The organism is Pantoea sp. SGAir0418 (genome assembly GCF_043529865.1).
In genome coordinates, this window is record NZ_CP027911.1 from 644,107 (window position 1) to 662,043 (window position 17,937).

The 17,937-nt window shown below is 58.8% G+C and carries 16 protein-coding genes; 9 read left to right on the plus strand and 7 right to left on the minus strand.

Features of this window, described 5'->3' with window-relative positions:
• Positions 1 to 6 precede the first annotated feature (6 nt).
• The gene (locus C1N84_RS02965) at positions 7 to 690 is read right to left on the minus strand and encodes a YecA/YgfB family protein (protein WP_264441979.1); all 684 of its coding nucleotides are present in this window, start codon (positions 688 to 690) and stop codon (positions 7 to 9) included.
• A gap of 206 nt (positions 691 to 896) precedes the next feature.
• On the opposite strand from C1N84_RS02965, the gene C1N84_RS02970 reads away from it, so the two are divergent.
• The 4 genes from C1N84_RS02970 to C1N84_RS02985 all read left to right on the plus strand — a co-directional run bounded on the left by C1N84_RS02970 (position 897) and on the right by C1N84_RS02985 (position 4,700).
• Positions 897 to 1,916, plus strand: a complete 1,020-nt coding sequence (locus tag C1N84_RS02970) for an isopenicillin N synthase family dioxygenase (RefSeq protein ID WP_254919484.1) — start codon at positions 897 to 899, stop codon at positions 1,914 to 1,916.
• An 18-nt stretch (positions 1,917 to 1,934) separates the two neighbouring features.
• Entirely contained in the window at positions 1,935 to 2,717 is a 783-nt protein-coding gene (locus C1N84_RS02975) for a MetQ/NlpA family ABC transporter substrate-binding protein (RefSeq protein WP_264441980.1), read from the plus strand.
• A 111-nt stretch (positions 2,718 to 2,828) separates the two neighbouring features.
• Positions 2,829 to 4,166 (plus strand): serine hydrolase domain-containing protein, encoded by a 1,338-nt coding sequence (locus C1N84_RS02980; protein WP_264441981.1) that lies wholly within the window; start codon positions 2,829 to 2,831, stop codon positions 4,164 to 4,166.
• Between the two features lie 39 nt (positions 4,167 to 4,205).
• Positions 4,206 to 4,700, plus strand: a complete 495-nt coding sequence (locus C1N84_RS02985; protein WP_031279558.1) for an RcnB family protein — start codon at positions 4,206 to 4,208, stop codon at positions 4,698 to 4,700.
• Here C1N84_RS02985 and C1N84_RS02990 read toward each other — a convergent pair.
• Positions 4,690 to 6,141 carry a MocR-like pyridoxine biosynthesis transcription factor PdxR gene (locus tag C1N84_RS02990; RefSeq protein WP_394541727.1) on the minus strand — a complete coding sequence of 484 codons (1,452 nt, stop codon included), beginning with the start codon at positions 6,139 to 6,141 and terminating at the stop codon, positions 4,690 to 4,692. The genes C1N84_RS02985 and C1N84_RS02990 overlap by 11 nt on opposite strands.
• A gap of 105 nt (positions 6,142 to 6,246) precedes the next feature.
• Here C1N84_RS02990 and C1N84_RS02995 point away from each other — a divergent pair, with 105 nt between their 5' ends.
• Positions 6,247 to 6,957 (plus strand): GNAT family N-acetyltransferase, encoded by a 711-nt coding sequence (locus C1N84_RS02995; RefSeq protein WP_264441983.1) that lies wholly within the window; start codon positions 6,247 to 6,249, stop codon positions 6,955 to 6,957.
• Between the two features lie 27 nt (positions 6,958 to 6,984).
• Here the strand turns inward: C1N84_RS02995 and C1N84_RS03000 are convergent, their stop codons facing one another.
• The 3 genes from C1N84_RS03000 to C1N84_RS03010 form a co-directional block, all read right to left on the minus strand.
• Positions 6,985 to 7,803 carry an AAA family ATPase gene (locus tag C1N84_RS03000; RefSeq protein ID WP_104093736.1) on the minus strand — a complete coding sequence of 273 codons (819 nt, stop codon included), beginning with the start codon at positions 7,801 to 7,803 and terminating at the stop codon, positions 6,985 to 6,987.
• Between the two features lie 184 nt (positions 7,804 to 7,987).
• Complete coding sequence (gene opgB / locus C1N84_RS03005) at positions 7,988 to 10,288, minus strand: phosphatidylglycerol--membrane-oligosaccharide glycerophosphotransferase (protein WP_394541839.1); 2,301 nt, start codon at positions 10,286 to 10,288, stop codon at positions 7,988 to 7,990.
• A 211-nt stretch (positions 10,289 to 10,499) separates the two neighbouring features.
• On the minus strand, positions 10,500 to 10,889 hold the full coding sequence (locus tag C1N84_RS03010; protein ID WP_058757180.1) for a tautomerase family protein: 390 nt from the start codon (positions 10,887 to 10,889) through the stop codon (positions 10,500 to 10,502).
• A 120-nt stretch (positions 10,890 to 11,009) separates the two neighbouring features.
• Between C1N84_RS03010 and C1N84_RS03015 the strand changes: the two genes are divergently transcribed.
• The gene (locus tag C1N84_RS03015) at positions 11,010 to 11,933 is read left to right on the plus strand and encodes a LysR family transcriptional regulator (protein WP_021506761.1); all 924 of its coding nucleotides are present in this window, start codon (positions 11,010 to 11,012) and stop codon (positions 11,931 to 11,933) included.
• On the opposite strand, the gene C1N84_RS03020 is transcribed toward C1N84_RS03015, so the two are convergent.
• Entirely contained in the window at positions 11,907 to 12,926 is a 1,020-nt protein-coding gene (locus C1N84_RS03020) for a glycosyltransferase family 32 protein (RefSeq protein ID WP_264441984.1), read from the minus strand. The two genes, C1N84_RS03015 and C1N84_RS03020, sit on opposite strands and share 27 nt — an antisense overlap.
• Positions 12,927 to 13,341: 415 nt before the next feature.
• On the opposite strand from C1N84_RS03020, the gene C1N84_RS03025 reads away from it, so the two are divergent.
• On the plus strand, positions 13,342 to 14,295 hold the full coding sequence (locus C1N84_RS03025) for a YncE family protein (RefSeq protein WP_262257144.1): 954 nt from the start codon (positions 13,342 to 13,344) through the stop codon (positions 14,293 to 14,295).
• Positions 14,296 to 14,310: 15 nt separating this feature from the next.
• On the opposite strand, the gene C1N84_RS03030 is transcribed toward C1N84_RS03025, so the two are convergent.
• Positions 14,311 to 14,865, minus strand: coding sequence for a histidine phosphatase family protein (locus tag C1N84_RS03030; RefSeq protein ID WP_021506764.1), 555 nt, complete (start codon positions 14,863 to 14,865; stop codon positions 14,311 to 14,313).
• A gap of 585 nt (positions 14,866 to 15,450) precedes the next feature.
• Between C1N84_RS03030 and C1N84_RS03035 the strand changes: the two genes are divergently transcribed.
• Positions 15,451 to 16,839, plus strand: coding sequence for an MFS transporter (locus C1N84_RS03035; protein ID WP_394541728.1), 1,389 nt, complete (start codon positions 15,451 to 15,453; stop codon positions 16,837 to 16,839).
• Between the two features lie 75 nt (positions 16,840 to 16,914).
• Positions 16,915 to 17,937, plus strand: a complete 1,023-nt coding sequence (locus C1N84_RS03040; protein WP_394541729.1) for a LacI family DNA-binding transcriptional regulator — start codon at positions 16,915 to 16,917, stop codon at positions 17,935 to 17,937.

A 17,937-nucleotide genomic window follows, 5' to 3' on the forward strand; every position in this document is an offset into this window, starting at 1 on the left:
AACGTCTCAGGCTTTATTCAGGCAGCACTGCTTAAACTTTTTGCCGCTGCCGCACGGGCAGGGATCGTTGCGGCCGGTTTTTTCACCGGCAAAATGCGGCAGCTGCGGGGCCGGATCGGGCTGCGCCATGCGCTGTTCCTGCCAGTATTCGTGAAGTTCCAGCGCCGCCGGACGAATCGCCTCGATGCTGGCCTCAAACGCGTCCGGGGTGAAGCCTTCACGCTGCGCCAGCTGCTCTTCACTGCCGTGCAGCGCAATCGCCTGCAGCGCCGGTTGCTGTGCCGCCGGCAGCTGCGCCCAGTCCGCATCCAGCGCCACGCCGCGCATGTAGCCGTAGCACCAGTCTTCCACCACGGTAAACAGCTGGCCTTCCATCTCCTGCTCGCCGAACAGCGGATCGAACTGTTCCGGGTACTCCGCCAGCCGCTCGGCGATGTCGTTAAAGTGCTGGAAGGTCAGCGCCATGAAGCGGTCCATTTCGCGCGCGTTCGCCCACTGAGGAATCTTCTTCTCACCGCCCCAAATCGCCACCAGCCATTCGCTCGGTTCGATATCGTTCGGGCCGGAGAGCAGGGCGGTCAGCATGCCGTCCAGTTCGGCGGTGTCCACCACGGAGTGTTCGTTGCCATATTTTTCCAGCATGTCATCAAGCCAGTTCAGCTCTTTTTCGGTTAACGGACCCTGATTCATCCGGCGTCTCCTGCGGTGTGCATTGGTGGGCAAAAATTGCTGGGCGCGATTATAGCGGCAGCGCGCCTGATTTACCGCTTTTTGCATATCGATAGCCGAAGTGCGCCTAAAAAGGAATCGCCATAACTTATCGCGCAACAGTATTGGCGGGAAACGGCGGCGAATGTCAGCGTAAACGCAGGATTTACCGATAGCGAGGAGACAACATCATGGCGGATACCCTGCCAGTACTGGATCTGGCCCTGCTGGAATTACCGGACGCTGAGCAGGCAGCTTACCTGGCGCAGCTGCGCGAGACCGCGCGTGACGTCGGTTTCTTCTATCTGGTCAATCACGGCATCAACCCGCAACTGCTGCACAACGTGCAGAGTATCACGCGGGCGTTTTTTGCCCTGCCGCAGGCGGAGAAGCAGCGCGTGGCAATGATCCACTCGCCGCATTTTCGCGGCTACAACCACGCCGGCGTGGAATACACCCGCGACCAGCGCGATCAGCGTGAACAGTTTGATATCGGTGCCGAACGCGCGGCGCTGACGCTGCAGCCGGGCGATCCGGCGTGGAAACGGCTGCAGGGGCCTAACTTATGGCCGGAGGCGTTACCGCAATTGCGTCCGGTGATGCACGCCTGGCAGCAGGCGATGACCGCCATCGCGCTGCGCCTGCTGCGGGCCTTTGCCAAAGCGCTGGCGCTGCCGCCGGATGCGTTCGACGCGCTGTATGGCACCCAGCCCAATGAGCACATCAAGCTGATTCGTTATCCCGGTCAGGCAGCAGAAGCCAGCCAGCAGGGCGTCGGCGCGCACAAAGACTCCGGCTTCCTCACCTTTTTGCTGCAGGACGATCAGCCCGGTTTACAGGTGGAAGTGTCGCCCGGTCACTGGGTGGATGCGTTGCCAAAACCGGGCGCGTTTGTGGTCAACATCGGTGAACTGCTGGAGATTGCCAGCAATGGGTATCTGCGCGCCACCGTGCACCGCGTGGTATCGCCGCCGGCTAATCGTGAACGCGTGTCGATCGCTTTTTTCCTCGGTGCGCAGCTGGACGCCGAAGTACCACTGTATCAGCTGCCGCCGCAGCTGGCGGCCGAAGCTCACGGCCCGACCAGCGATCCTGCCAATCCGCTGCTGCGCGAAGTGGGCTGGAACTACCTCAAAGGGCGTCTGCGTTCCCATCGCGATGTGGCGCAGCGCTATTACGCTGATGCATTAAGCACAGTGAAATCATAAGAAACCGAAGGAAAGCCGATGCAGAAAACGATGATCGCCTCACTGGCCCTGATGGCCCTGTTCAGCAGCGTGGCGTCCGCCGCGGCACTGCGCGTGGCCGCCGATCCGGTGCCGCACAGTGAAATCCTCAACCACATCCAACAAACCGACAAACAGCTCGATCTGCAGGTGATCGAGCTTAACGGCAACTTAAACGCCAACGAACTGATGGCGCGCGGCGACGTCGATGCCAATTATTTCCAGCATGTGCCTTATCTGCGCGATCAGGAAAAAGCGCTGGGCGAAAAATTTGCCGTGGTGGCGACCGTGCATATTGAGCCGCTCGGCATCTACTCGCACAAAGTGAAATCACTGAAAGATTTGCCTGATGGCGCGCAGGTGGCGGTGCCCAACAACGTGACTAACCTGAGCCGCGCGCTCTATCTGCTGCAGGCCAGCGGCCTGATTACGCTGAAAAGCCGCAGCGCCACGACGCTGGTGACCACGGCGGACATCAGTGACAACCCGCACCATCTGAAGATCATTGAGGTTGAAGCGCCGCAGCTGCCGCGCGCGCTGGACGATGTGCAGCTGGCGATTATTAACGGTAACTATGCCCTGCAGGCCGGGCTGGTGCCGTCGAAAGACGCGCTGGCGCTGGAGCAGGCAAAGGATAATCCGTATGCCAACGTGCTGGTCACCACGCCAAAGCTGGCTGATGACCCGCGCATTCTCGCGTTAGCGAAAGATCTCGAATCAAAGCAAACTGCTGAATTTATCAACCAGCACTATAAAGGATCGGTTATTCCGGTTAATCAATAATGCCCGGCGCCACCTGCGGCTGACAGGTGGCGCACCCGCTGTTCTGTGGTATATTTCGCCACCAACACCAGTGGCACCTGCTGCATAACATAAAAAATAACTTATCAATCGATGGCTATTTCCCGCTTCGTCAGACTTCAGCGACTGACGCTTTCCCGCGCGCTGTATCGCCTGTTACTGCCAGCCCTGTGTCTGCTGCTCAGCGGCTGCGGGACACTGTCGCAAACGTCCGCACCGGTGAGCGATCGCGTGTACCTGTCCCACGCCACCTTCCATGAAAACGTCGATGACATTGTGCGCCACTACATGCAGCAGAAGCAGGTGACGGGCATCAGCATCGCCATCATTCACCAGCGCGGCGCGCCGCAGTTTTACAGCTATGGCGTCACCGATGCGCGCCAGCGTTATCCCATCACGCCGGATACGCTGTTTGCGCTGGGCTCGCTGAGCAAAGGCGTTACCGCGGAGGTCATTATCGGGCTGGTGGCGCGCGGCGAGCTGCACTGGAACGACACGCTGACCACGCTGCTGCCGCGCGGCGTGCCGCTGAGTGAGGATGCAAAACGTATCACGCTGCTGCAGCTGGTCACACACACCTCTGGGCTGCCGCGTCAGGATATGGATCTGCCGATGTTCCTGAAATTTATGGCTTACCTGCGCAGCGGCGAAAATTTTTACGGCAATCTGGATAGCGATGCCGTGCTGAGTTATCTGGCCGATTTCAGCGCCCCCGCGCACCCGGCGGCGCAGTATTCAAATCTCGGCTATGCGCTGCTGGGCTATATTCTGCAGCATCGCCTGCATCAGGACATTGAAACGCTGGCGCAGCATCAGCTGTTTGGTCCGCTCGGCATGACCAGCAGCAGCTTCCATCCGCAAACCCTGCGCGGCTATCCGTGGCGCGCGCTGGGCCACGCCGGCGATCAGCCGAAACTGATCGCGCGTGGTCAGCTGACGCCGGACTGGGCCTTTCGCGGCAATATGGTGGCGGCCGCCAGCCTGTACAGCAACGCGCGCGATCTGATTCGCTACCTCGATGCGCATCTCCACAGCGATGCACAGGGCGCGCTCAGTCAGGCGCTGGCGCAGGTCAATTATCCTTATGAGCAGCATGGCAACCAGGCGCAGAATATCGCCTGGGTAACCGATACTTATGGTCAGCAGCAGATCACTTATCAGGTGGGGTATATTGGCGGTTATGCCAGCTTTATTGGCTACGATCGCGCCCACGGCAATGCCATCGTGGTGCTGCAAAATGCCTTCAACTGGAGCAACTATCTCGGCATTGCGCTGCTGCGTGATTTGGCGCGTAAAGATCGCCGGATGCTGAACACGGTTGCTTGCAATTTTGCTGCTCAGCAAAGCGCGCCGCCTGAGGTATGCTGTGGAGCGAAATTTGACGCGCTAAGCGCGGCGCGGGAACCTTCCGCACGTGGCGCTTGTCAGTAAATGGGACAGTTAAATAATTAACCAGAGTGGAAATCACCAATGCGCAGGACACACGTCACCCTTCTTTCAGCAGGAATTTTTCTGGGCGCTTTAAGCCTGACGCCAGCAGCGCTGGCAGAAGGTGAGCAAACCGATAGCGTACCGATGCCGCCGCAGGTGCAGCAAACCGCACCGGACGCCTCAGCGCCAGCGGCCACCAGCGATGCGCCCGCCAGCAGTGAACCGGCAGAATCCAGTGGCGATGTCGCGCCGATTCGCCCGTCACAAAACGGTCCGGGTGAAGCGCCATCCGCCGCCAATAATTACGATCTGCACACCATTATCATCGATTACAAAGAGTATAAAGTCGGTGACGTCGTGCCGGATGAGTACCGTAAAAAGCAGTACACCATCGTTGAGTGGCAGCCGCGCCACCTGCCTGCACCGCAGGAAGGCACGCACTGGGCTTACATCAACGCCAACTACATCCTGATCACTGACGACAGCGGCAAGATCGTGATGGGCAAATCCGGCGACATTTTCTTCAAGGGTTAATGCCCGGCAGCAGTCGCGCTAACTGCGCCACGCCTGCCATTATCTGACTGGTGCTGGTATTACCGTATCCCAGCACCAGTCCCTGCTGTTTTTGCCCGCCCAGATAAAAGCCGGACAGCGCGCCAGGCGCATAGCCATGGCGAAACAACTGCGCCATCAGCGCCACATCATCCACCGTATCCGCCAGCGGCAACACCAGATGCATACCGCACTCACCGCCCAGCAGCGGCACCTGAGCACCAAACGTCTCCTGGAGCGCAGCCCGCAGCGTGGCCTGCCGCTGACGATACAGACGGCGCATTTTGCTCAGGTGGCGATTAAAATCCCCGCTGCGTAGAAACAGCGCCAGCGCCTGCTGTTCCGGCCGGTTACCGCCGCGTAACAGCTCATGCAAGGCCGGCCGCAGCCGTGGCAGTAGCGGGGCAGGCAGCACCATGTAGCCGATACGCAGCGCCGGAAACAGGGTTTTGCTGAAGGAGCCGATGTAAATCACCGGCGTCGGCTGCGCCATGCCCTGCATCGCGGCGATGGGCTCGCCGCTGTAGCGAAAATCGCTGTCGTAATCATCTTCGATAATCCACGTCTGATGCCGCTGTGCCGCCGCCAGCAGCGCCAGCCGGCGCGCGGCGCTCATGATCGCGCCGGTGGGATACTGATGCGTCGGCGTGGTGTAAATCAGCCGCGGCGGGCGCTGCTGCCAGTCCTGCGCTGTCGGTGCCAGTCCCTGCGCATCCACCGCAATCGGCTCGATCTGCAGATCGCCCAGGCGCATCGCTGCTTTGGCGCCGCGATAGCCCGGCTCCTCCACCCAGCCGGTGTCGCCACGATTGGTGAGCAGCGCGACGCACAGCGTCAGCGCCTGCTGCGCGCCTTCGGTAATCACAATCTGCTGCGGCGCACAGCGCACGCCGCGCGCCAGCGCCAGATGCTGCGCCAGCGCCTCACGCAGCGCCAGCTCACCCAGCGGATCGCCGTAGCCCAGCAGCTGTGCCTGCTGCGCGGTTTGATTGAGCGCGCGACGCCACTGCGCCAGCGGGAAATGCGCCAGCGCCGGCGTGCTCGGGCGCAGCGCCAGCTCCTGGCTGGAGAGGCGATGCAGCGAATGCAACCCGGCAGCGCGCGCGGAAACCGGCCAGTCGGCGCTGTCGTCGGACGCCTGCGCTGGCAGCGGCGTGTGCGCCAGTCGGCTGACGCGGCTTCCCTGGCGGTCGCTGAGGATAAATCCTTCCGCCTGCAGCTGTGACCAGACGGCGATCACCGTATTGCGCGACACCTGCAGTTCAGCCGCCAGCTGGCGGGTCGCCGGCAGGCGCGTGCCCGCCGCCAGCTGACCATTCAGTATCGCCTGGCGCAGCCGCTGATACAGCTGCTGTTGCAGCGTCAGGCTGCCGTCGGCCTCTAACGGTGCCAGCAGCAGCGAATGCCGGTTTAATGCGCGCATTGGCGCCTCCGTGGATCTATCGATTTGTCACATTGTGGCGCTTTTTCCTGAACCAGCAAAGTGGCACGCTGCACGCTGTCACTCTCACACAGAAGGAATCGCCGTATGTCATCGCAGACCAATCGTTATGGACAACCCATCGGCCCGGCGCTGGAGGCGTGGCAGCCGCGCCCGCTGCCGCAGGGGCAGATTTTCACCGGACAATATTGCCGGCTGGAGCCGCTGGATGCCGCACGTCACGGTCACGAGCTGTATGCGGCTTATGCGCTGGCGGAAGATGACCGCGACTGGACCTGGCTGCCGGTCGGGCGCTTTGACGATGAAGCGTCTTATCTGGCGTTTGCGCAGCAGTGCCAGCAGAGTCCGGATTACCTGCACTTCGCGGTTATTGACCGGCAAAGCGGGCAGGCGGTCGGCTCGCTGGCGCTGATGCGCCTTGAACCGCAGCACGGCGTGATGGAGGTCGGCTTTGTGGTGTTCTCTCCGTTGCTGAAGCAAACCCGCATGGCCACCGAAGCCCACTATCTGCTGATGCGTTACGCCTTCGAACAACTCGGCTATCGTCGCTACGAGTGGAAATGCGACAGCTGTAACCAGCCGTCGTACAACGCCGCACTGCGGCTGGGCTTCCGTTATGAAGGCACGTTTCGTCAGGTGGTGGTGTATAAAAATCGCAGCCGGGATACCGCCTGGTTCTCTATCATCGACAGCGAATGGCCGCAGGTGAAGCTGGGATTTGAGCGCTGGCTGGCGGCAGATAACTTCGACGCCCGCGGCCAGCAACGCGCCAGGCTGGAGACATTACGTCAGGCCTGACGCTCGCGCGCCGGGCTGGCTACCCGGCTAACCGGCAAAAATATATTTGGCGGCTGACAACACAAAGGCGCTTGCCATCGCCATCATCAGCCGCCGATGCCAGAGATTATCGCGTTTGAGCTCATTGAAACCGAGCTGCATGCGATGGTCGAGATCCAGCAGGCGCTCATCCACTTTTTCAAAGCGTTTATCAATTTGCCTGAATTGCTCATCCATCTTTTCAAAGCGTTTATCAATTTGCCTGAATCGCTCATCGATTTGTTCAAAACGCTGATCGATTTTCCTGAATTGCTCATCGATTTGTTCAAAGCGTTGATCGATTTTCCTGAATTGCTCATCGATTTGTTCAAAGCGTTGAGCGATTTTCCTGAATTGCTCATCCATCTTTTCAAAGCGTTGATCAATTTTCCTGAATTGTTCATCGATTTGTTCAAAACGCTGATCGATTGTCCTGAATTGCGCATCCACTTTTTCAAAGCGTTTATCGATTGATCTGAATTGCGCATCCACCTTTTCGAAGCGTTGATCGATTTGTTCAAAGCGTTGATCAATTTTCCGGAATTGCTCATCGACGTTATCAAACCGCAGCTCAATGGCTTTAAACGTATGGCGGACCTCATTTTCAAAATGCCTGAGGCTCTGTGCCAGTTTATCGACACGCTGCGCGGTGGCGTGATTTGCCCGCATCACGCCTTCCATGGCCTGCGAAAGGTGCGTTTTGGTCAGGCTGTTTTCCTGCTGCATTTCGGCAAAAATGTCGACCATCACTTCGGCCTGGTGATCGGCCACGCCCGCCTGCTGCAGCGCTTTGAATGCCTTATGGGTGTTCATCATCGTCGGTATCATCCCTGTTGCTCCTGGTCGCCTTTCCTGTTGCCTGCAAGGTTATCCAGGTGGTGATAGTTGCACCATGTGATGATGTGGATTTTGCGCGACGTCTCGAAAAATATCAATTCGTACAAAGAGTAACGCTAAGCGGCAATAAAAAGGGCCTGCACGCTGGCAGGCCCTGGTCTGGCACGCATTTCTATCAATTTTCGGGCTGCGGAATTATTTTTATCTCCGCCATGCCGATACCGAGTTTGCGTGGATCCTGACCGGTAATGTTGCCGAGATTAGACAGCTGTGGTTCTGGCGGCGTGATGATCAGGTTGCGGCTGGCGCCGGGGTTGGTGAAATGCAGCGTTTGCGTGGAGAACGCGTCACCCAGATTGAGCTGCTGCACTTGCTCGCCGACGCGCACCGGAATCGGTCGATGGGCGTTAGCCCCATAGGCGCGTGCGGTGATCACTACGTCAAAACGCGCCGGCAGCGGATCGACATATTCAATGTTCACCTCCGGCGCGAGGTTGGCGTTCGACCAGCGTCCCCAGCTTTCCGGCCGTGAAATACCGCTAAAGCGCTTCACGCTGGCCGGCGCGCCCGGCACGGTCAGCAGGAAGCTGTCCGCCTGGTAGCGAATGGCATTATCCTCGATGCGCATTTGCTGTTCGTTGAGCTGATAGGTCTCCGCGCTGACTTTCACCTGCGGGAACTGCGCTTTGCCCTGCCACACCGGCTGGTCAATGCGCGTCACCGTGGGCTGTCCGCCGGTCTGGCCCATCGCCAGACAGAGATTGGTCGACAGCGCCAGCGCCGGCTGCCACAGCCGGCCCATTTTGAAGCAGCGATCGACCCAGACAAACTTATCGCTGGCGGCAAAATCGGCCAGCTGGAAGCGCAGCGGCGCGGCGTATTCGCCTTCCGGTAGCGGCTCTACCTGATGATCGGATACGCGGAACAGGATCGGCAGCCTGAACGTCGCGCCCGAGAAGCTAAAGGTATTTTTGGGCTGGTCGATGGTGAACGTCTTCATCTGGCTGGGGAAATTCCACAGCTGAATGATATCGGCTTTCCACGCCGTGACCTTCTTCGCCATGTCATCGAACTGGCTGGAGAGCGAGGCCGAAGACAGCCCGCTGCGGCCAAGGCCAATCGCGTTATCCCCGCCGAGAATATCCAGCACCGTGGCGCCGTTATCCAGCGTGCTGCGCTTGCCGTCCAGCACCTCGGCCTGCGGCTGATCGCCACGGATCACCATAAACAGATCGCGGCGCGGCTGCTTGATCAGATACTGATGCGCCGTGTTATTCATCGCCAGATGATCGGAACTCACCACAATCACGGTGTTTTTAAACCACGGCGAGGCTTTGATGCGGGCAATCAGGCGCGCCACGTGCTCCTGGGAACAGGCCACCGCGCTAAACGACTGATTGGGTTTGCCGTCATAGCTGTAACTTTTGCGCTGACAGCTGCGCGAAATAAAGCCGTCCGGATGATGGGTGTCCACGGTGAGCGTAAACAGCGCAAAGCGTTTCTGCTGACGCGACAGCTCCTCATACTTTTCAAACACTTCATCCATCACCGTATCGTCGTAAAAGCCCCAGTTGTTACGGTAGCTGGGGTCGGCGACGCGGCTCTTCAGCTCCTGCGAGCCGTACATGTTGGCGGCGTCAAAACCGTGTGACAGCAAAAAAGTGTCTTTACCGGCAAAGCGCAGGTCTGCGCCCTGAATAAACCAGTTCTCATAGCCGGAGTGTTTGAGGATATCGCCGAGGCAGATATTTTGCGGATAGAAGCTGGAAAGCGAAGCCGAGGCGTTGCCGTCGAACGGCGCAAACAGCGGAATCCCGCACTGCGACGCCACCATGCCGGCGATGGTGTAATCGGTGCCGGGCAGTTGCTCGGTGTTGCTGAAGTCAATGCTGTGATCTTTTTCGCGGCTCAGTTCCGGTGCCAGGCCGGGAAAAGCCTGTTGATCGAAGTAGGTGCGCTCAAGGCTTTCGCCGTAGATATACACCAGGTTGAGCTTCGGCGCGTTAATCTGCTTGTTCGGCGTTTTGTAATAGGTTTCGAAATCCGAATCGGCCTGACGCGCGTGAGAAGCGATCAGCTCTTTTACCTGGCGAAACGCCGGCGTGGTTTGCACCGAGCCGGCAGCACAGGCGATCGCCAGCAGGCTCCAGCCGAGATGATGCGGACGTTTATGCCGGCGCAGCACCCAGGAGAGAAAACAAAACAGTAAAAACAGGCCGATGATCAAGCCAAGCGCCGGTACCACATATTTGCTCACGCCCGCGCCGGTCAGGCTATTGGTCAGGGTATAGAGCACCGCATCGTTGATGCCATCGCCGGTAAAATAGTTGCTGGCATACAGCGTGGCGTTGAGCACGATGAACAGGGTGAGCAGCAGCAAGATCAGGATAAACCAGAATTTATTTCGCCCGGCTTTATACGAATAGACTGCGATCGCAGCCAAAAAGAGCACTATTGAAAGCAACTCCAACGGCAGATCCTCACATTAAGTAAAAAGAACGCGTTACCTGCGTCTGCGGCCCTCTGCGGGGGTTTTGCGTCAATCTATATTGGCTGTCACAGGGCTGCAACACATCCAACCAGATTTGTGCGATGCATTGCGAATCGTTTAAGGCGGGTTTAGGCGGAGTCTGATTTAGTCTGGCAGCAACCGGCAGCGCTGCTGCCAGCCAGGGCGGGCGCGGGTGTTACAGCTTACCGGTGAGATACTGCGCTTCGCCGTCGGCAAAGCTCCAGTCACCTTTGCTGTTGGTGATAAAACTGATCATCAGATCGTTGCCCTGCACGCCACAATTCTCCCGCAGCTCGCGCGCTAACTCTGCCATGAAGTGCGTTTTCTGTTCTTCACTTCTTGGGCTGGTGTACACGCGCACCATCACCAGATTGTCGCTGCGCGTAAAGCCCAGCCCGGTATCCTGAAAGACCATCTGATAACGCTTGTTTTCATGAACAATCTGATAACGATCGCGCGCCGGAACCTTAAATGCCGTGAGTACCGCGCGATGCGCGGCGTCGAGTAAGGTGCGAATCTCTGCTTCAGAACGGCCCTGAATAACATCAAAAGTCAGTAACGGCATCAATAAATCCTCGTTTTTGCCCACGCGGAAAGAGTAGGATGAAACGCTATGCTGCCGCTTGCTGCCGGAAAGAAAAAGCGCGCTGATTAAAATGATTATTTATTATTTTGAACAATCATGATGAAAGAAATTAAAACCGATGCACTCTGGGTGCATTTGCACTGGCTGACGGTGCTGGCGGAACAGGGCAGTTTTACCCGCGCGGCTGAACGCCTGGATGTCAGTAAAGCGGCGATGAGCCAGAAAATCAAAGAGCTGGAGCAGATGGCGGGCGTGGCGCTGGTGCAGCGCACCACGCGCAGCGTGCGGCTGACGTCGGCCGGTGAAAAGCTGGTGGACGACCTGCGTGAGCCGTTTGCGCGCATCGCGCAGAGCTTCTTTAGCGTGCGTGACGAAGCCGGGCCGGTGCGCGGTCTGGTGCGCATCAGCGCGCCGGTAGCGTTTGCCCGGCAGCAGCTGGTGCCGATTATCGGCGACTTTCTGCGCGACTATCCGCAGGTGCGGTTGCAGCTCAACGTCAGCGATCGGCTGGTGTCGCTGGGCAGCGAAGGATTCGATCTCGCCATTCGCCACAGTCAGCAGCTGCCGGAAACGCACGTCGCGCTGCCGCTGTGTGAAACGCGCACGCTGCTGGTGGCCGCGCCGGACTATCTGACCCGTCACGGTACGCCAGATACGCCGCAGGCGCTGCAGCAGCATAACTGCCTCTATTATCCGCGCGGGCTGGAGTCGCCGCAGTGGCGCTTTCGTCTGCACAGCGATGACAGCGAAACGGTGCAGGTGAAGATTCAGGGTAATTTCGCCACTAATAACAGCGAGTCGATTCGTGACGCTGCGCTGCAGGGGCTGGGCATTGCTATGCTGCCAGACTTTAGCGCCAGCGCGGCGCTGGCCAGCGGCACGCTGCAGCAGGTGCTGCCGGAGTGGCAGGCGGTCGATGCCTTTGCCGACCGCCTGTGGGTGGTGCGGCCCTACGCAGCGCAGGTGCCGCGTGCCGTCACCACCTTTATCCACTGGCTACGCACGCGCTTTGTTGATGGGTGAGGCCAGCGGCGCGCTGAGCGGTGTACTAGGCTGCATCATCGCTCCCAGCAGGCTGCGACGGTTATAGTTACCGAGACGCAGATTGAAGTCGAGATGCAGCTGCTCAATGCCGCTCAGCTTGATCACCGGCGGCGGCGTATGCGGGCGCTGATGGAATAGCACCGTGTGCGCAAAGGCGTCACTTTGCCAGTTGCTCAGCCGCTGATAGTAATAGGCGTTGGCCTCGCATTTACGCAGATACAGGTTCACGCGGCGATGTTCGCGCATCGCCGCCTGCTGCGCCAGCGAACCCAGCTGCTGTGCCGGCTCGGCGATTTTCTGAGTCAGCAGGGCAAAATCATCGCGCTTTGCCAGCTCATTAAAATAGTTGTGCGCCCCCAGATGCTTGATCGGCGCGTACTGTTTTTGCCACTCGCGAATAAAAGGATTATTGGGCGCAGCGGCGAGAAACCAGTTTTCAATCACCGGTGCCAGATAGTTGACGGTGGCAATTTCGCGGTAATAGCCAATCACATCCATGCGGCGTTCCTGATGCGCACGGTGCACCCAGCTCAGGTCTTCAAATAACAGCGTGCTGCAGTCAATCGCAATACCGCCGTAGCGTAATAATAATTCGAGGCGAATGACTTCACTTTTTTGCTGCTCGCTTAATTGTGTCGAGGTAAAAATAAAATCCGGCAGGACTTCTTTAAGCGTTAAACGGTTTAATACATACACCTGATGGTCGGGATTATCCTGACGCAGCTGCTGGATATTTAACGCCATCGATTTCGGTAAATATTCATTGTCCCAGTACATCCAGATTTTTTTGGGTATTTCCGGCAGCGCTTTCTCACCCGAAAGCAACACGATATTGTCCTCTTCGCTGGGATCATATTCCGGCGCGCAGAGCGCAGTATGCTGTTTGTTCTGCAGTAATGTCTGGCCGGTGAAGGCGATTCTCTGCCAGTGTTGCCAGAGCGTAAGGGCTGGCTGGAAACGTTTTTTTGTCATGATGCACCTGATTATTGTGATTATGGGGAGCAAAGATTCCCTGATGCTGGCGGCTTGAGCGCGCTTATGTGTCCTGACGGCTGTGTGTAAAAAGACTACCCTTGCTTAATAATCGATCCGCAGCGGCAAGGCTACGAATTTTTTTCGCTTTCAGATTTACCGGAAACGCCGGGATCCGGGATGGCTAAAAAGAGGTATCAATAAAATGATGGGGGACGGCGTTTTTTATTTTTGCTCGATTAAGACTATTCCTAATAAAATAACCCTCTGCAGGCGCAGGCTGCGGCGCGGAATAAAAATGAGCGATCGGCGGTCCGTTAACCGCGCTGTATTTTCCTCTGGCCTCGCCGCCGCTTGCCCAACGCGGAGGCAGGTTAGCTACGCTTAGAGCAGGCAACGAAAAAAAGGAGACACTATGCAGCCACACAAGCGTGGGTTACTGGCGGTTGATAAGCAGGGCAACCGCGTGCTGTTTCTCAATCCCGACAGCTTCGCCGTTGAGCAGGAGCTGAATGCCTTACCGCCGCGACCGCATGAGCTGCTGATGCTGCCCGCGCTGGAGAAGGCGTATGTGCCGATCTACGGTGATGGCGTCCACGGCGACAATCCGCATCCGGGGCACAAGGTGGCAATTATCGATTTGCGCCGCCGGCAGATTCGCGGCTTTATCGATCTGTCACCGCTCAAGGCGCCGCACAGCGGCCAGCTGGGACGCGATGGCAAAGTGTATCTGTGCTGTGAACACAGTGCCGCGGTGGCGGTGATCGATCCGCACAGCGACACGCTGGAGAAAACTATCCGGCTGCCGTCGCACAACGCGCACCGGCTGACGCTGTCGCCCAGCGGCCGCAAGCTGTTTACTGAAAACGAAGAGGATGCCAGCATCACGGTGGTAGATCTGTGCGAGGCGGAAGGGCGCATCATTGATAACATCCTGCTGCCGGGACCGATTGCCGGCATTGCCGCCTCGCCAAAGCACCCTTACCTGGTGGCCAGCGCGGCAGACGCGCCGCTGCTGTACGTGGTGGATCGTCAGAGCCATCGTATCCGCCAGCGCATCACGCTGCCCGGCCATCAGCAGCCGTGCCAGGTGGTGCGCTTCAGCGCCAACGGTGAGCGGCTGGTGGCGATTGGCGACGGGGAAGGAGTGGTGACGCTGTTTGACGACTTGCTTAATCCGTTGGGTGACGTTGCGGTCGGCAATCAGCCGATGGATGGCTGTTTTAGCGCCGATAACCGCAGCCTGCTGATCGCTAATCAGGGTGACGGTTCGCTTAGCCTGATCGATCTGACGCAGATGAAGGTCATCGCCACGCCGCAGGCTGGCACCGGCTGCGAAGTCCTGAGCTACTTTCAGCTATCGTCCTGAGTGCGAAGGCCGCCATCAAATAAACGGCCGGTGATAAATCGCGCTGCTCCAGTGGCGGCTGCTGGCGTGTTTTTCTGCCTGCCAGCCGCGTTTGCGCAGTTGGCGCGCAATCAGTTTGTTCATAATACCGTGGCCCACCAGCAGCACCGTGCCCTGTTGCGACAGGGCTATCAGTTTGTCTGCCGCCCGCTGCGCGCGCTGCCGGGCATGCTGCACTGATTCCACGCGTCCGGCGTAACCGCACAGCCACAGCAGGCGCAGCAGCGCCAGCCACAGCGTCAGCGGCAGATGCAGGCGCGCGAACGGCAGCAGCGGCATCGCCACTTCACTGAACACCTCATCCACGTCCTGCGCCTGCAGACCGAGCCGCGCCAGCGACGAACGCGCGCGCGGCAACGGGCTGCAGGCAATCACGCTGGCCATGCGCGCAATCGCCATACTGCGCGGCGGCGGCGCATCACAAATCACCGCCTGGTCGTAGCCTTCACACCAGTCCGCCAGCGCCCGCGCCGTAAAGCGCCCGCTTACCGGATGGTCTGGCTTGCCGTGTCGCATGAGGATAATGGTCATGATGCTCCTGAGTGAAGGTCATCCAGTCTACTGCAGGCGCGCAGGATTTCGCGCGGCCCGGGCGGTTTTAAGAATAATGCCCGGGTGTCATCAAAACTTAACTGAAATGTGCGAAAACGGCGCGGTGAAAGTTTGGTCGCCGTTTTTGCCAATGATAAGCAATAGTCGTTAATCACGCAGCGTGCGTGGATTTTTTAATGACGCTGGCTGTAATGTAATGTCATGAATTAACGCCGTTTTTATCTTTTTATCCTGCACCATTGTGAAGATAAGTTAATTATTTTCCTGTTGATCACTTGATTTATCTACGCGCGTAGATAGACTGTCTTCACAGTGACAACTCACGGTGCCAGAGACGAAGTTGGCCTTGAGATGACCCAGTTACATTTGCCGTACTAATGCGATCGATGAAAAAAACATCGGCGAAATCAGGCAAATAGATGAATTCCAACACCAGGGAATTCCTTACTGACCTTTCATCCAGGTTTGCCTACTGAACGTCGCCACCGGGGAGTTCCGCTTGTTGCAAGGGAACCGACCCACGGATGGGCGTTTACTGTTTTCACCTCTTTCAGGGAAATGGTTATGACGGTACATCATTCCGTTACGCAACAAGGTTCACCCGCTTCCGCCGCCGATGCGCGGCTGGAAACCACCTCCGGGCGCAAAGATTTCTGGCGCGCCACCTTCTCCTGCTGGCTGGGCACCGCGATGGAATACGCGGATTTCGCCCTGTATGGCCTCGCTGCCGGCATCATTTTTGGCGATGTATTCTTCCCCGAAGCCACCCCGGCGATGGCGCTGCTCTCCAGCTTTGCCACCTGGTCGGTCGGCTTTATTGCGCGCCCGATCGGGGCGCTGCTGTTTGGCTGGATTGGCGATCGCAAGGGCCGCAAGGTAGTGATGATCAGCACCATCATTCTGATGGGCGCTTCGACCACGCTGATCGGCCTGATTCCTTCCTATGCAACGATTGGCCTGTGGGCGCCGGCCTGCCTGGTGCTGCTGCGTTTCACGCAGGGGCTGGGCGCCGGCGCAGAGCTCTCGGGCGGCACGGTGATGCTGGGTGAATACGCGCCGGTTGAGCGCCGTGGCCTGGTGTCGTCGGTGATTGCGCTTGGTTCCAACAGCGGCACGCTGATTGCGTCGCTGGTGTGGCTGGCGGTGATTCAGATGGATAAAGCCACGCTGCTCGACTGGGGCTGGCGTATTCCGTTCCTCAGCAGCGTGCTGATTGCTGCGGTCGCGCTGTGGATTCGCCGTCATCTGCGTGAAACGCCGGTGTTTGAGCGTCAGCAGGCGGAACTGCAGGCGCAGCGCCAAGAAACGCTGGCGCAAAGCGCGACGCAACCCGACAGCCGCAGCTTCTGGCAGCGCAGCCGCGCCTTCTGGACCATGGTGGGCCTGCGCATCGGTGAGAACGGCCCGTCCTATCTGGCACAGGGCTTTATCGTCGGCTACGTCGCCAAAGTGCTGATGCTGGACAAATCGGTGCCGACCACCGCGGTGTTCATCGCCTCGCTGCTCGGTTTCCTGATCATCCCGTTTGCCGGCTGGCTGTCGGACCGCTTTGGCCGACGCATCACCTATCGCGGCTTCTGCCTGTTACTGATGGTTTACGCCTGGCCCGCCTTTAGCCTGATGGACAGCCGCGAGCCAGCCATCGTGATTCCGGTGATTGTGGTGGGGATGGCGCTGGCGTCGCTGGGCATCTTTGGTGTGCAGGCTGCGTGGGGCGTGGAGATGTTTGGCGTCAAACACCGTTACACCAAAATGGCGGTTGCCAAAGAGCTGGGGTCTATCCTTTCAGGAGGCACCGCACCGCTGGTGGCGGCGGCGCTGCTGTCGTTTACCGGCCACTGGTGGCCGATTGCCGTGTACTTCTCGGCCATGGCGACCATCGGTTTCCTCACCACCTTCGTGGCACCGGAAACGCGCGGACGCGATCTGAATCTGCCGGAGGATGCTATCTGACGCGCAGGATCGTGCAACATTCTTTGATTACACTGGCCGGTACTCCCGGCCAGCGGCATTAACGCAGAGGCAATATTGGCGAAATCCCCAACCGGAAATGTGACACGCAGTGACGTCGCCAAAGCCGCCGGAACCTCGGTGGCGGTGGTCAGCTATGTGATCAACAACGGACCGCGTCCGGTGGCCGAAGCCACGCGTCAGCGCGTGCTGGCCGCCATCCAGCAAACCGGCTATCGCCCGAATGCGGTGGCGCGCGCGCTGGCCTCCGGCAGTACCAAAACCTTTGGCCTGATCGTGCCGAATATCGCAAACCCGTTTGTCGCCTCAATGGCGCACGTGCTGCTGCAGGAGTCGCTGAACCACGGCCACGTAATGCTGCTGGGCGATGCCGGCGACGATCGCCAGCGCGAGCTGGAGCTGATCCAGGGTTTGCTGAATCGTCAGGTTGATGGCCTGTTTTACACCAGCGTCGATCGCCATCCCTATATTGATGTCATCCAGGCGAGCGGAACGCCGCTGGTGATGCTGGACCGCATCGAACCGCGTCCCGGCGTCAGCATGCTGTGCGTTAACGAACGTGAAGCGGCGCGTCAGGTCACGGCGCATCTGCTCAGCCACGGCTATCAGCAGGTCGGCATGATCAGCGGTCCGCGCGAGATGCTCAACGCGCAGGATCGTATTCAGGGCTGGCGCGACGCCATGGCGCAGCACGGGCTGACAGTAGATGAAGCGCTGATTTTTCCGGCCGGCTATTCACGCCAGGGCGGTTACGACGCCGGGCAGCGCATGATTGCCAGCGGCCGGGTGCCGCGCGCGCTGTTTACCAGTAACGAAGGGCAGGCGATTGGCTGTATCCGCGCGCTGTCCGAACACGGTCTGCGCGTGCCGCACGATGTCGCGCTGGTGTGTTTCAACGGTACCGAGCAGTCGGCCTTTCATGTGCCCACGCTCACCACCGTGCGCCAGCCGCTGCGCGAAATGGCACGCAGCGCCATCGCCATGCTGAAAAACGGTCATGGTGAGGCGCAGCTGGCCGAATTTCCTCACTATCTGGAGATCGGTGAGTCCTGTGGCTGCCAGCTATCTCAACAAAAATAA

Coding starts and splice junctions, on each gene's coding strand:
- C1N84_RS03000 (WP_104093736.1), bottom strand. CDS start 7,803: ATGATACCGACGATGATGAACACCCATAAGGCATTCAAAGCGCTGCAG.
- C1N84_RS02985 (WP_031279558.1), top strand. CDS start 4,206: ATGCGCAGGACACACGTCACCCTTCTTTCAGCAGGAATTTTTCTGGGC.
- C1N84_RS03030 (WP_021506764.1), bottom strand. CDS start 14,865: ATGACCATTATCCTCATGCGACACGGCAAGCCAGACCATCCGGTAAGC.
- C1N84_RS02980 (WP_264441981.1), top strand. CDS start 2,829: ATGGCTATTTCCCGCTTCGTCAGACTTCAGCGACTGACGCTTTCCCGC.
- C1N84_RS03020 (WP_264441984.1), bottom strand. CDS start 12,926: ATGACAAAAAAACGTTTCCAGCCAGCCCTTACGCTCTGGCAACACTGG.
- C1N84_RS03025 (WP_262257144.1), top strand. CDS start 13,342: ATGCAGCCACACAAGCGTGGGTTACTGGCGGTTGATAAGCAGGGCAAC.
- C1N84_RS03015 (WP_021506761.1), top strand. CDS start 11,010: ATGAAAGAAATTAAAACCGATGCACTCTGGGTGCATTTGCACTGGCTG.
- C1N84_RS03010 (WP_058757180.1), bottom strand. CDS start 10,889: ATGCCGTTACTGACTTTTGATGTTATTCAGGGCCGTTCTGAAGCAGAG.
- C1N84_RS02990 (WP_394541727.1), bottom strand. CDS start 6,141: ATGCGCGCATTAAACCGGCATTCGCTGCTGCTGGCACCGTTAGAGGCC.
- C1N84_RS03035 (WP_394541728.1), top strand. CDS start 15,451: ATGACGGTACATCATTCCGTTACGCAACAAGGTTCACCCGCTTCCGCC.
- C1N84_RS02995 (WP_264441983.1), top strand. CDS start 6,247: ATGTCATCGCAGACCAATCGTTATGGACAACCCATCGGCCCGGCGCTG.
- C1N84_RS02965 (WP_264441979.1), bottom strand. CDS start 690: ATGAATCAGGGTCCGTTAACCGAAAAAGAGCTGAACTGGCTTGATGAC.
- C1N84_RS02975 (WP_264441980.1), top strand. CDS start 1,935: ATGCAGAAAACGATGATCGCCTCACTGGCCCTGATGGCCCTGTTCAGC.